The 13,126-nt window shown below is 42.8% G+C and carries 6 protein-coding genes; all 6 read left to right on the forward strand.

Annotated features, from left to right (window positions below; genetic code table 11):
• The first annotated feature begins 21 nt into the window (after positions 1-21).
• The gene (locus J3P37_RS07145) at positions 22-2,301 is read left to right on the forward strand and encodes a GH92 family glycosyl hydrolase (protein WP_256010392.1); all 2,280 of its coding nucleotides are present in this window, start codon (positions 22-24) and stop codon (positions 2,299-2,301) included.
• Positions 2,302-2,336: 35 nt separating this feature from the next.
• Positions 2,337-5,282, forward strand: coding sequence for a discoidin domain-containing protein (locus tag J3P37_RS07150; RefSeq protein WP_256010393.1), 2,946 nt, complete (start codon positions 2,337-2,339; stop codon positions 5,280-5,282).
• A complete protein-coding gene (locus J3P37_RS07155; protein ID WP_256010394.1) occupies positions 5,279-6,751 on the forward strand; it encodes a sialate O-acetylesterase in 1,473 nt (490 codons plus the stop codon). The genes J3P37_RS07150 and J3P37_RS07155 overlap by 4 nt, the downstream gene beginning before the upstream one ends.
• Before the next feature lie 145 nt (positions 6,752-6,896).
• Positions 6,897-9,437, forward strand: coding sequence for a glycoside hydrolase family 38 C-terminal domain-containing protein (locus J3P37_RS07160; protein WP_256010395.1), 2,541 nt, complete (start codon positions 6,897-6,899; stop codon positions 9,435-9,437).
• Positions 9,434-10,816 (forward strand): SGNH/GDSL hydrolase family protein, encoded by a 1,383-nt coding sequence (locus J3P37_RS07165; RefSeq protein ID WP_256010396.1) that lies wholly within the window; start codon positions 9,434-9,436, stop codon positions 10,814-10,816. Before J3P37_RS07160 ends, J3P37_RS07165 begins: the two co-directional genes overlap by 4 nt.
• Complete coding sequence (locus tag J3P37_RS07170; protein ID WP_256010397.1) at positions 10,813-13,125, forward strand: GH92 family glycosyl hydrolase; 2,313 nt, start codon at positions 10,813-10,815, stop codon at positions 13,123-13,125. Before J3P37_RS07165 ends, J3P37_RS07170 begins: the two co-directional genes overlap by 4 nt.
• Position 13,126: the final 1 nt, after the last annotated feature.

Below are 13,126 nucleotides of genomic sequence, written 5' to 3' on the forward strand. Positions count from 1 at the left end.
AGGATCAAACTTTCAAAAAGAATGATGAAACGTAAATTTTGTATTGCAGTTCTTTTCACGATGCTGATGGTTGGCACGCTGTCGGCACAGGATAAAGACCTTGTAAAATATGTAAATACCTTACAGGGAACAGATTCAGAATGGTCCTTGTCTTACGGAAATACTTATCCTACTGTGGGCTTGCCTTTTGGCGTGCATTATTTTTCAGCGCAAACTGGTAAAAATGGCGACGGCTGGAAATATCAATATAAGGCGAATACTATCCGGGGTTTCCAGCAGGTACACCAGTGCAGTCCCTGGATGAACGATTATGCGGTATACTCTCTAATGCCCGGAATCGGTACCCTCAAAGTAAATGAAGATGAACGGGCTTTGGAATTTCGGCATGCCAATGAAATTGCAAAGCCAAACCATTATGCGGTGAAGTTCAATAACGGTATACTGGCAGAGCTTAGTCCGGTGGAACGCGGCGGACATATGCGTTTTTCGTTCCCTGATGCTGGTAAGGCGTTTCTCGTGCTGGATGGCTTCCTGAAAGATTGCGAAGTGACAATCTTGCCCAAGCAACGCAAAATTATTGGCTATGTTAACAACGGGAGATTTGTACCGGCTAATTTTAGGAGCTATTTTGTTCTTGAGTTCAGCCAGTCATTTAAAAGCTTTGGCACCTGGGAGAATGTGAATGGAAAAATCAAAGAATGGAATTCAGCAGACTCAGGCAGGGGAGTGGGAGCCTATTTAGAGTTTAGACCCGGAGCCAAGGTAGAAGTAAAAATGGCTTCGTCCTACATTAGTCCCGAACAGGCTCAGTTAAACTTTGATCGTGAACTGGCCATCAATAAAAATTTCGAGGTAACTAGGCGCAAAGCTTTCGGTGTGTGGAATACGCTGTTAAACAGAGTTTTGGTAGAGGGTGGGACGGATGAGGAAATGGCGACATTTTATTCATGCATGTTCCGTGCTAACCTGTTTTCGAGGAAGTTTTATGACCTGGATAAAAAAGGGATACCTTATTATTATAGCCCGTATGATGGCAAGGTTCATCAGGGGTATATGTATACGGACAATGGTTTTTGGGATACTTTCAGGGGGCAGTTTCCGTTGAGCAATATTTTGCATCCTCAGATGCAGGGCAGATATATGCAGTCCTTATTGGATGCCCAGAAGCAATCCGGTTTTTTTCCGACATGGTCAAATCCTGGCATGTCGGGAGTGATGATCGGCAACCACGCTATTTCTCTTCTTACAGATGCCTGGGTAAAGGGCATCCGTACGTTCAATCCTGATAGTGCATTAAAGGCATATTATCATGAAGCAACCAACAAAGGACCCTGGGGTGGCTCAAATGGCAGAGATGGCTGGAAAGATTATTTTACTAAAGGATATATCCCGTACGGTGATATCCACGAAAGTACTGCGAAAACACTGGAATATGCTTATGACGATTTTTGTGCTTACCAGCTAGCCAGGTTAACCGGCAACAAATTTTATGAGGAAGTTTTCGCCCGTCAGATGTACAACTATAAAAATGTCTTTGATAAGAAGGCGAATTTCGTACGGGGCCGTTTGGGCAACGGCGACTGGAAGCCAAATTTTGATCCGGTAGAATGGGGAGGAGCTTTTACTGAAGCCAATGCCTGGCAATATACGTGGTCGGTAATGCATGATATTGAAGGTCTGATCAGTCTAATTGGCGGCGAAGACAGATTTAACTCAAAACTTGACTCCTTCTTTACTATGCCTCAGGATATTAGATACGGCTCTTATGGTAAGGAAATCCACGAAATGAAAGAAATGCTACTGGCAAAAATGGGTCAATATGCTCATGGTAATCAACCCACACAACACGTTCCATATTTATACAATTTCAGCGGCCAACCCTGGAAATCGCAGAAGCAGCTTCGTATGGTTACTTCACAGCTTTATAATGCCACTGAAAAAGGCTATCCGGGAGATGAAGATCAGGGTCAAATGTCGTCGTGGTATGTATTAAGTGCTCTGGGTATTTACAGTGTTTGTCCAGGTACAGACGAGTACATTATAGGAAGCCCCGTTTTTCAAAAAGCTACCATCCGCTTAGAGAATGGAAAAATATTTATCATTAAGGCAAATAACAATAATTCACGGAACGTATACATCAATTCAGCACGGCTTAATGGTAAAAATTATGATAAGAATTATATCAGGTATAAGGACATTATGAATGGGGGCATTTTGGAATTCGAGATGTCAGACCAGCCCAATATGAGTAGGGGGACTTCTGATTCAGCAAGGCCTTTTTCGCTAAGCTTAAACAAATAACAATATATCACACACACACACACACACTTATAATAATGCAAACAACAAGAAGTTACATATTCAATGGATTTCTGCTCCTGGCGTTGATGGTCAGCTCTCAAGTCTTTGCTCAAATCGCAAAATACTCACTGGATTCTGACAAGCAAAACGTTTGGATGCATGCTTCTCAGGCGGAGATTGGCAGGGACAGCATCAATATCTTCAAGCCTGGTTATATTTCGACAAATTGGGTGAAAGCCACCGTTCCGGGCACAGTCTTTAACGATTATGTGGAAGCTGGTTTGGAAAAAGATCCGAATTTTGGCGATAATATTTACAAAGTAGACAAAAAGAAGTACGACAGGAATTTCTGGTATCGGATTGCTTTTAAGACGCCAGCGAACTATCAAAACGATCAAAAATTGTGGCTGAACTTTGAAGGTGTAAACCGCAAAGCAGATGTTTACCTCAACGGAACCTATCTCGGAAAATTGAATGGTTTTATGGACCGCGGCAAATTTGATATCAGCGGACTCGTTGATAAAACGACGGATAATATACTGGCTGTGTTGGTACATTGGCCGCAAACCCCAATTCCTAATTATGCCACTCCAACTTATATTTCGTCTGCCAGCTGGGATTGGATGCCTTATGTACCAGGCCTGTTGATGGGCATAACTGACAATGTGTATCTGAGTACCTCGGGGGCGGTTACCTTAACTGACCCCTGGGTGAGGACTAAAGTTCCCTCTTCGAACAAAGCCAGTTTGCAACTTAATGTGGAACTAAGCAATGGTACCGCACTTGACAAAGAAGGTGAACTCACCGGTGTTATTCAGCCTGGAAATATAAGCTTCTCGCAAAAGATGAAGATTGAAGCTTATCAACAACGAACTTTCACGCTTGATACAAATAAGTTTAAGCAATTCATCATCAGTAATCCCAAATTGTGGTGGCCCAATGGCTACGGTGATCCAAACCTATACACCTGTGAACTGAAATTTAACGTGGATGGAAAGGTGTCGGATGTTAAGAAGATCAGCTTCGGGATCAGGGAATACAGCTATGATACCATTGGCAATGTATTCCATATCAGCATCAATGGTAAAAGAATTTTTATAAAGGGTGGTAATTGGGGGATGTCTGAATATTTGCTGCGTTGCAGGGGAGAGGAGTACAATTTGAAGCTGAAGTTACATAAGGATATGAACCTGAATATGATCCGTAACTGGATAGGCTCGGTTACCGATGCCGAGTTTTATGAGGCTTGCGATAAATATGGAATCATGATCTGGGACGATTTCTGGTTAAATTCTCACAAGAACCTGCCCCGGGATATTTTTGCGTTCAACCACAATGCTGTAGAAAAAATTAAACGATACCGAAACCATCCCTCGATTGCAGTCTGGTGCGGAGATAATGAGGGGTATCCTGAGCCGCCACTAAATGGCTGGCTTGCCGAAAATGTTAAGACTTTCGATGCAGGAGATCGTTGGTATCAGGCTAATTCTCATTCTGATGCATTAACCGGAAGTGGTCCCTGGACCAACTTCGATCCACAGTGGTACTTTACGAAGTACCCGGGAGGCTTTGGAGGAGATACTGGCTGGGGAATGCGTACTGAAATAGGAACTGCCGTCTTTACCACTTTTGAAAGCTTCAAGAAATTCATGCCAGAGGAAAATTGGTGGCCACGAAACGAGATGTGGAATAAACACTTTTTTGGTGAAAGTGCCGCCAATGCCGGTCCTGATCGTTATCAGGAAAGTATAGACCATCGCTACGGAAAGGCTCTTGGGATTGAGGATTTCTGTTTAAAAGCCCAATTGTTGAATATTGAAACGAATAAGGCTTTATACGAGGGTTGGTTACATCATATGTGGAACGATGCCTCGGGGGTAATGACCTGGATGAGTCAATCCGCTTACCCATCATTTGTATGGCAAACTTATGATTACTATTACGATCTGAATGGTGCATACTGGGGTGTAAAGAAAGCCTGTGAGCCATTGCATATTCAATGGAGTTATGCCGATAACAGCGTAAAAGTGGTAAACAGTTCAGGTAAAACATACGACAAGATTAAAGCGGTAGCGGAGATTTACGATATCAAAGGCCGGAAGTTGAAAGACTATACAAAAAATGTCAGGTCTGCCAGCAATACTGCCGAGGAAAGTTTTGTAATGGATCTCTACACTATTCGTGATAATCTGGCCTATCAGAAACCCGTATCCGCTTCAACAACTTCTGATGAAGCTGGCCGGCCAATGGCTGTCACTGACGGTAACTCTGGCTCGAGGTGGACCAGTAGTTATACAGATAATCAATGGGTTTCTGTCGACATGGGGAAGACAGAGCAAATTAGTCAGGTGACCATTGAATGGGAGGCAGCGTTTGCGAAATCATATAAAATCCAGGTATCTGAAGACGAGAAAAACTGGCGAGACGTATTTACAGAGCATAGTTCTGACGGTGGCAGCGATAGGATAACCTTTAGCAAGACAAATGCCAGATATGTGAGAATGTATGCGTTGAGCAGGGCTACTCAATATGGCGTTTCAATCTACGAGTTTGAGATTTACAAAGAGCAACGAGTTAAATCGCCGGAAGTTCAGCTAATCAAACTCTTTTTGAAGGATGAAAAAGGTAATACACTTTCTGACAATTTTTATTGGAGAAGCAGTGCGCATAATGATTATACGCAGCTGAATACATTGGCTCCGGTTAATCTTAAAGTAAGTTCTAAAATGAGCCAAAATGGAGGTAAAAAAACTATTAGTGCTAAAGTTACGAACGCTTCGAGCGAGATCGCTTTCGCAGTTAAAGTGCAGGCTGTAAATGCCCAGACCGGCGAACGAATCTTACCTGCTATGATGAACGATGATTATTTCACGCTGTTTAAAAATGAATCAAAAGATATCGTCATCTCTTTTGATTCCAGTTTGCTAAATGGCAAGAATTATAGGTTGGAAGTAACACCTTATAACAACAGGAAACGATGATAAAGTTTGCTAAACATATTTTAATATTTGGCCTTTTACTCGCCTTATCAAAAAAAGGATTTTCTGCGTTGAAACTAGCAGATGCTTTGCAGAATAATATGGTAGTTCAGCAAAATAAGCCGTTCAGAGTTTGGGGAAAGGCAGACCCCGGAAAGACAGTCAAAATATCTGCAGACTGGCTAGACAATCCGCTATCACTTATAGCGGATAAAGAGGGTGGTTTTTTAGGCAGTATTGAAGTGCCTCTGGCTAAAAAAGGAGATTTTACCCCACATACACTCAGGGTACAGACCTCGGATGAACAGATCACGCTGAATAACATATGGATCGGAGATGTATGGTTTTGCAGTGGGCAATCCAATATGCAGTTTGCGGTAAAAGAAATGCTAGGGGCGGAAGAGGTTATTAAGGATGCTGATCAAGCTGCTATCCGCCTGCTAAATGTGGGATTAAATTTCAGTGCAGTGCCAATTGGAACCTTTTCCGGAAAGTGGCTTGAATGTTCGCCAGAAACTGTTAAGGGTTTCAGTGCAGTTGCTTATACCTTCGGTAAAAAGTTGCATGAAGAGTTAAGTATTCCGATAGGGCTCATTTTTTCCGGAATCGGCGCTTCTGCGGTACAGGCATACATTCCGCAAGAGGAACTGGCCAGCGATGTTTTGTTGAATGACACGTACCTGCTGCCTTTCCTCAAAAGCCCCAAATCTAAGGAAACGGTTGACAGTGGCTTTTCCTTCGAAAAGGTAGTACGTCCTTTTTTGCTATATAATGCAATAGTCAATCCTTTTGTTAATCTTTCTATAAAAGGTTTTTGCTGGTACCAGGGCGAAGCTAACCACATGGAGCGGGAAAGCTATGTCAAGGCTACGCAGGTGTTAATAAAATCCTGGCGAAACAATTTTAAGCAAGGAGATCTGCCATTTTATTACGTACAAATCGCGCCGTATTTTCATGATAAAGAGGATGACAAACTCGCCTATGATGCTTTCTTTAGGGAAGCTCAACAAAAAGTCTCAGAGCTTAACAATACGGAAATGGTGTGCACAATGGATGTAGGTGAGGCAAGAGATCTCCATCCCCGGAATAAAAAACCGGTCGGTTTACGACTTGCATCAGCAGCGTTGAACAGGACTTATAACCAGCACCATATACCTTATCAGGGGCCAGAGTACAATTATGTCAGCTTTAAGAAAACGAAGGCTTACGTTCACTTTAAACCTGGAACTACCGGAGCAGGGCTAACGACCAATGATGGAACAGCACCGAAATTTTTCTACCTGGCAGGTGAAGATCATGTATTTCACCCGGCCACAGCCATTATTAGTGGGCACTCGGTTATTCTGAGCACAAAAAGCGTTAAACGTCCGGTGGCGGTTCGTTATGCCTTTTTCAACTACCCGGTTACAAACCTGCAGAATACCGGAGGTTTTCCGGCGCTGCCTTTCAGGACCGATAACTGGAACGAATAAAAGAAATTCTTTATGGGAAGCCGGTCTTTGCCGTTTTAATCATCGGCAAGCTCCTGCCTAATCTTTTCAATTTTATATTTGCTAAAACGTTTTAATTGTTTTTAATTTGTTTTGGCCAATTATAACTGAATTCTTTATTGTAGAAATGAAAAAACTGCTTTTCACCCTGTTTTTATTACCTTACCTGGTATATGCGCAAAAGGCATATTTCATTGATGGTTTTCATGGGGGGATCTGGGGCCATTATCCTGCAGGTTACACCTCCTACATTGTAGAACAATTAAACAGAAATCCGGCCTGGAATATCAATCTTGAGATTGAACCAGAAACCTGGAAAAGAGATTTAAAGTCAGATGTTGCTGGCTTCAGAGCAATTAGGGAACTTTTGAAAGATACCTCCGCTAACTCCCGGATAGAGTATGTTAATCCAGCTTACGGACAGCCTTATATGTTCAATATTTCAGGTGAAAGTATCATCAGGCAGTTTTCATATGGGATGAAAATGTTAACAGGATATTTCCCGTCAATAACATTTAGGACATATTCTTCGGAAGAGCCTTGCTTTACCAGTGCTTTGCCGCAAATACTAAAGTCCTTTGGTTATAGTTACGCTTCGTTAAAAAATCCAAACACTTGTTGGGGCGGTTATACGAGGGCTTATGGGAGGGAATTAGTGAACTGGATTGGTCCGGACGGTACCTCGATCTTAGCTAGTCCCCGCTACGCGATTGAAGCCTTAAAGCCTAATTCTACCTGGGAAACCATTGGAAATGCGAATTCGAGAGAATTTATTGCCAGCGCTTTCGCGGACGGAATCAAAAGTCCTGTGGGTATGTGCTTACAGGATGCGGGCTGGCGGTTTGGCCCCTGGCTGAAAGGCGATTTTTACAAGCCCACAACATATACAACCTGGAGGAACTATTTCGAAAATATCACGGACAGGACGAACGTTTCCGACTGGAAGTTTACCCAGGAAGATGTGCAGACAAGCTTAGTATGGGGTGCGCAAGTATTGCAGCGGCTAGCGCAACAAACACGGATTGCAGAAAACAAGGTGGTACAGGCGGAAAAAATTGCATCCCTGCAAAAGCTGGAGAAAAATATTGCTTATCCATCAGCTTCGATCAATGATGCATGGCGTAACTTAATGTTAGCCCAACATCATGATTGCTGGATCGTTCCTTATAACAGGGACGGGGGAAATACCTGGGCGGATAAAGTTAAGAACTGGACGAATAAGACGAACCAGGTCGCAGATAGCATTTACCGGAGAATGGCTAATGCGGAATTCGCTGAAGACGGATTTAAGTTCAGGGTTTATAATACACTGGGAAGAGAACGTACCGAATGGCTTAAGGTTCCGTTGCCGAAAAATGTTTCAGATACGCAGGGCTTAACGATGGTGGATCAAAACAATAAAAAGTTGCCGGTACAAGTATTGAAAGACAGGAAGTCAATTCTGTTCAAAGCCCGGGTGCCGGCAATGGGATATGCTGTGTTCGAGTTGAAAAAACAGGCTAGGTCTATTATTGGATCTAATGGTAAAAATGCAACAATTAAATTTCTGCAGAACGGCGACTGTATCCTGGAAACAGACCTCTATAAGATACATATTGATAAAAGTAAAGGAGGGACGATTAAGAGCCTGGTCGCAAAAAAGCTAAAAGAGAAGGAATTTATTGACGCTGATTCGGAGAGGAAGTTTAATGAGTTAAGAGGGAACTTCTACAAAAAGGGAGGTTTTATGACCAATACAGACCAACCTGCTAGGATCTCAGTTTTAGAAAACGGACCTTTTATGCTTAGCGTTAGTATCCGGACCGAAATTGCTGGTAATCCGGTCACTCAGGTTATCACCATGCAACAAGGGGAGCCGCGGATAGATTGTAACTTAAGGATAGACTGGAAAGGAAATGAAGGTATTGGTGAATTTGAAGAAAGCAATTATAAGGCCACTACCTTGAGGAAAGCTTTCTATAATGATAAATATAAGCTGCTTACTTTGTTTCCCCTGGCTTTGAAAGGACAAAGGGTTTTCAAAGATGCACCCTTTGATGTCGTAGAGAGCCGCCTGGAGAATACTTTCTTTGGCAGCTGGGATAGTATTAAAAATAATGTTGTGTTCAATTGGGTAGATGTACTGAGCGGCGACAAGGAGTTTGGAATGGCCCTGTTTTCGGATCATGTAACTAGCTATTCACACGGAAGTGACTTTCCTTTAGCCTTAACCACCCAATATTCGGGAAAAGCACTGTGGGGACGTAACTATGTGCTTGACGGGCCGACGGAAATCAGTTATAAACTTTTGCCACATATGGGAGACTGGCAGAAAGCAGAGATTAACTATCGGAACGAACAAATAAAAGAACCATTACAAGCTATAAGCATTAGTTCAGATCCTGGGATAAAACAGCGATCCTTTATCGAAAGTTCTACGGGTGCTTTAGAGATCAGCTCTTGTAACTTTGAAGGTGAAGATCTGTATATCAGGATATTCAATGCAGCAAAAACAAAAACCAAAGGGACGATCAAACTCAATTTTAACGTGTCTGCGGCCTCATTTGTCAATTTAGACGGAAGCAAGATGTCAGATACGGCGCTTTCTGCAAAAGGGGAGGGTATAACCGAAATTGCAGTAAACTTGAATCCATTTGGTATAACCACCTTAAAAGTCTCAAAACAATGAAAAGGATTACCGCATACTATTTACTAGCGATACTTGCCGGGTGGCAAGTAAAGGCTCAAACGCTAAGTCCCTTCAAAAAGGGGGACAAAGTAGCGTTTATGGGAAACAGCATTACTGAAGCTGGCTATTATGGTTCAAACATCTGGCTTTATTATATGACCCGCTTCCCGGACCAGCGAATTACCATCTACAATGTTGGTATTGGAGGAGACGTTGTGGGGCAGATGAACGAACGTTTTGAATTTGACGTATTGCCAAAAAAGCCGAATTTCCTGGTACTTACCTTTGGGATGAATGATACTGGTTATTTTGAGTTTAATCAGGAAAATGCCGAAGAAACAACCAAACAACGTATACAAACATCATTTCAGAACTTCGGTCTTTTACAGGCTAAATTAAAAGCCCAACCGGGAATTACTCCGATAATTATGTCGTCGGCGCCTTACGATGAGACGATGAGGAACAAGAACAATTACTATAAAGGAAAAAGTAAGGCAATGGAGCAGATTGTGGCTTTCCAACGTGAGGCAGCTCAAAAAAACGGCTGGCCTTACGTGGATCTTTTCCATCCGATGACTGAAATCAATCTGCGGGAACAGAAGGTTAAACCAGAGTTTACTATCACCGGACCAGATCGTATCCATCCGGGAAGAGGAGGCCATTTGGTTATGGCGGCTACTTTTCTGAAAAGCCAGGGGCTGGCAGGTAAACCGGTGGCAAAGCTCGATCTCGACGCTAAAAAAGGTGTGATCTCCGTGGAAAATGCCACCGTAGCGATTAACAAAAAACCAGGGGTAAGCCTAAGTATTAATTATTTGGCGAAGGCTCTTCCTTTTCCGATAGATTCAGTTTCAGGAGTGTGGGAAAATCCTCAAACCCAGGCAGATGCTTTAACGGTCTATCCTTTTATTGAAGAATTTAACCAGGAGATCTTAAAGGTGAGGAATCTTAAGAAAGGGAGGTACGACCTGGTGATCGACGGTCAGAAGATAAGTTCTTTTAGTTCTGATACTCTGGAAAAAGGGATAAATATGGCTGTGCTGGGTAACACGCCCCAATACCGGCAGGCCGCCGAAATTATGTATCTAAACGATTTAAGGCTTGATTTGGAGAAGAAGCTAAGAGAATACTATTGGTTGCAGTATAATTATTTCAAAGGACAAAATATGCTATTTGAAGATTCGCAGCTTGCTTTTGAAAAGGCTGAGGAGAAAGCTAAAGCCGATTGGTTTGTAAAGAGTAAAATGGGAACCTATCAAACTGCTCGTTTTCCTGAAGTGAGAAAAATGTGGCAGGACAACATTGACCAGCTTACGAATAAGATCTACCAAATGAATGTTCCGAAAATGCACTTAATAGAAATTGTAGCAGTAAAATGAATAAGAAATCGGCATATATAACCATGGGTGTCATAGCTACCTTTTTAGCTTGTAAAACTACCAGCAGGCAATTCGACAACGCAAAATATGTTAATCCTTTTATTGGTGCGAGTACCAGTGTTGGAGATGCCGGTGTTTACCATGGATTGGGAAAGACATTTCCGGGAGCAACAACACCTTATGGTATGGTTCAGGTTAGCCCAAACACTATTACCGGCGGCGATAACGGTTCTGGCTACAGCAATGAACATACCAGCATTGAAGGCTTTGCTTTTACGCAGATGAGCGGGGTAGGATGGTTTGGTGACCTTGGAAACTTTTTGGTGATGCCAACGACAGGACCAATGAAAACCAATTCAGGAACTCTTGAAAAGCCGGATTCAGGGTATCGCTCGAGGTATGATAAATCTTCGGAAAAAGCTTCAGCTGGTTATTATAGTGTGTTTTTAACGGATTATAAGATAAAGGCAGAAGCCACAGCTACACCTCACAGCGGAATGTTGCGATTTACTTTTCCAAAGAACCAACAGTCAAGGTTGCAGATTGATTTGGCAAGAAGGGTAGGGGGGACCTCGACAGAACAATACGTTACAGTGGTGGGCAGTAATGCTATAAAGGGCTGGATGAAATGTACGCCGGAAGGTGGCGGTTGGGGAAATGGAGATGGACAAGCCAACTATACCGTCTACTTTTATGCCGAATTCAGTAAGCCATTAGTGAATTATGGCGTTTGGTCAGCAGATATCCCCGACGGCGCAGTCAGGAAACGCGAGGAAGTTACTAGCGCCGCTTACCAGAAAATTATAGCGGAATCTGAAATTTTGAAAGGCGTAAAAGATAAACAGGGGAAACACTTAGGTTTTTTTACCGAATTTGATACTAAAGACAATGAGGGGGTCTTGCTAAAGGCCGGAATTTCATTCGTAAGTATGGAAGGGGCAGAAAACAATCTCCGGAACGAAATTGAAGACTGGAATTTTAATGCTGTAAGGAAGAAAGCCACGAGGTTATGGAATGAATCCCTTTCAAAAATTAACATCGAAGGTGGAAGTGAAGAGCAGCGCAACGTTTTTTATACTTCGTTGTACCATACTCAGATAGATCCAAGAGTATTTGAAGATGTAGACGGAAACTATATCGGCGGAGATTTTAAAGCTCACCAGTCGAAGGATTTTACCAAGCGTACTATTTTTAGCGGCTGGGATGTTTTTCGCAGTCAAATGCCCTTACAAACTATGATTAATCCAAAACTGGTGAATGATATGATCAACTCACTTGTATCGCTGGCGGATGAGAAAGATAAAGATTACCTGGAAAGATGGGAATTTTTGAACTCTTATAGTGGCTGTATGATCGGTAATCCGGCAGTCTCTGTAATTGCCGACGCCTATGCTAAAGGTATTAAAGGGTTCGATATAGAAAAAGCATACCGGTTGTCTGTAAACAGTGTGGAGAAGTTCGGCAATGGTGAAAAAGGCTATGTCAGCGAGGGTTTTGGAATTTCACATACCCTTGAATACGCTTATTTCGACTGGTGTGTGGCGCAGATGGCCAGATCATTAGGAAAAAATGCTGATGCAGAGAAGTATCTGAATAGATCGCAGGCGTATCGAAATATCTTCGATGCGGAAAAAGGTTGGTTCAGGCCGAAAGATAAAAACGGAAACTGGGAGCCCTGGCCACAGGAAGGCCGGCTGAAACAATGGTACGGTTCTATTGAAAGCAATGCTTATCAGCAAGGATGGTTTGTTCCCCAGGACGTAGATGGGATGGTTGCTCTCATGGGAGGAAAAGAAAAGGTGCGTCAGGATTTAACAACTTTTTTTGACAAGGCACCTGAGGATCTGATGTGGAACGACTATTATAATCACGCTAATGAACCGGTTCATCATGTGCCGTTTCTTTTCAACCGCCTTGATGCGCCCTGGTTAACTCAAAAATGGACGAGGGAGATCTGCAGAAGGGCTTACAAAAACTCGGTAGAGGGTTTGGTCGGTAATGAAGACGTTGGTCAGATGTCTGCCTGGTACGTGTTAGCGGCTAGTGGGTTGCATCCGATAGCGCCTGGCGACACCCGCTATGAGATTACCAGCCCCGTGTTCAATAAAATTGTTCTTAACGCAGATAGTGATCACCCTTTTACCATCGAAGCTGCAGATAATTCGGAGGCCAATGTGTATATCCAGAGCGCAACTTTAAACGGGAAAGAATATAACAAATGCTGGATAGATCATACAGAGATCGTCAAAGGGGGAATCCTGAAACTGAAGATGGGCGCCAGGCCGAACCAAAACTGGGGTTTAAACTAAG

The sequence above is a fragment of the Desertivirga xinjiangensis genome (assembly GCF_024436435.1).
GTDB classification, from domain to species: Bacteria; Bacteroidota; Bacteroidia; order Sphingobacteriales; family Sphingobacteriaceae; genus Desertivirga; species Desertivirga xinjiangensis.

What these genes read in the sequence shown, in the direction of transcription:
- J3P37_RS07170 (WP_256010397.1), top strand. Translation starts at nt 10,813, where the DNA reads ATGAATAAGAAATCGGCATATATAACCATGGGTGTCATAGCTACCTTT.
- J3P37_RS07155 (WP_256010394.1), top strand. Translation starts at nt 5,279, where the DNA reads ATGATAAAGTTTGCTAAACATATTTTAATATTTGGCCTTTTACTCGCC.
- J3P37_RS07160 (WP_256010395.1), top strand. Translation starts at nt 6,897, where the DNA reads ATGAAAAAACTGCTTTTCACCCTGTTTTTATTACCTTACCTGGTATAT.
- J3P37_RS07150 (WP_256010393.1), top strand. Translation starts at nt 2,337, where the DNA reads ATGCAAACAACAAGAAGTTACATATTCAATGGATTTCTGCTCCTGGCG.
- J3P37_RS07165 (WP_256010396.1), top strand. Translation starts at nt 9,434, where the DNA reads ATGAAAAGGATTACCGCATACTATTTACTAGCGATACTTGCCGGGTGG.
- J3P37_RS07145 (WP_256010392.1), top strand. Translation starts at nt 22, where the DNA reads ATGATGAAACGTAAATTTTGTATTGCAGTTCTTTTCACGATGCTGATG.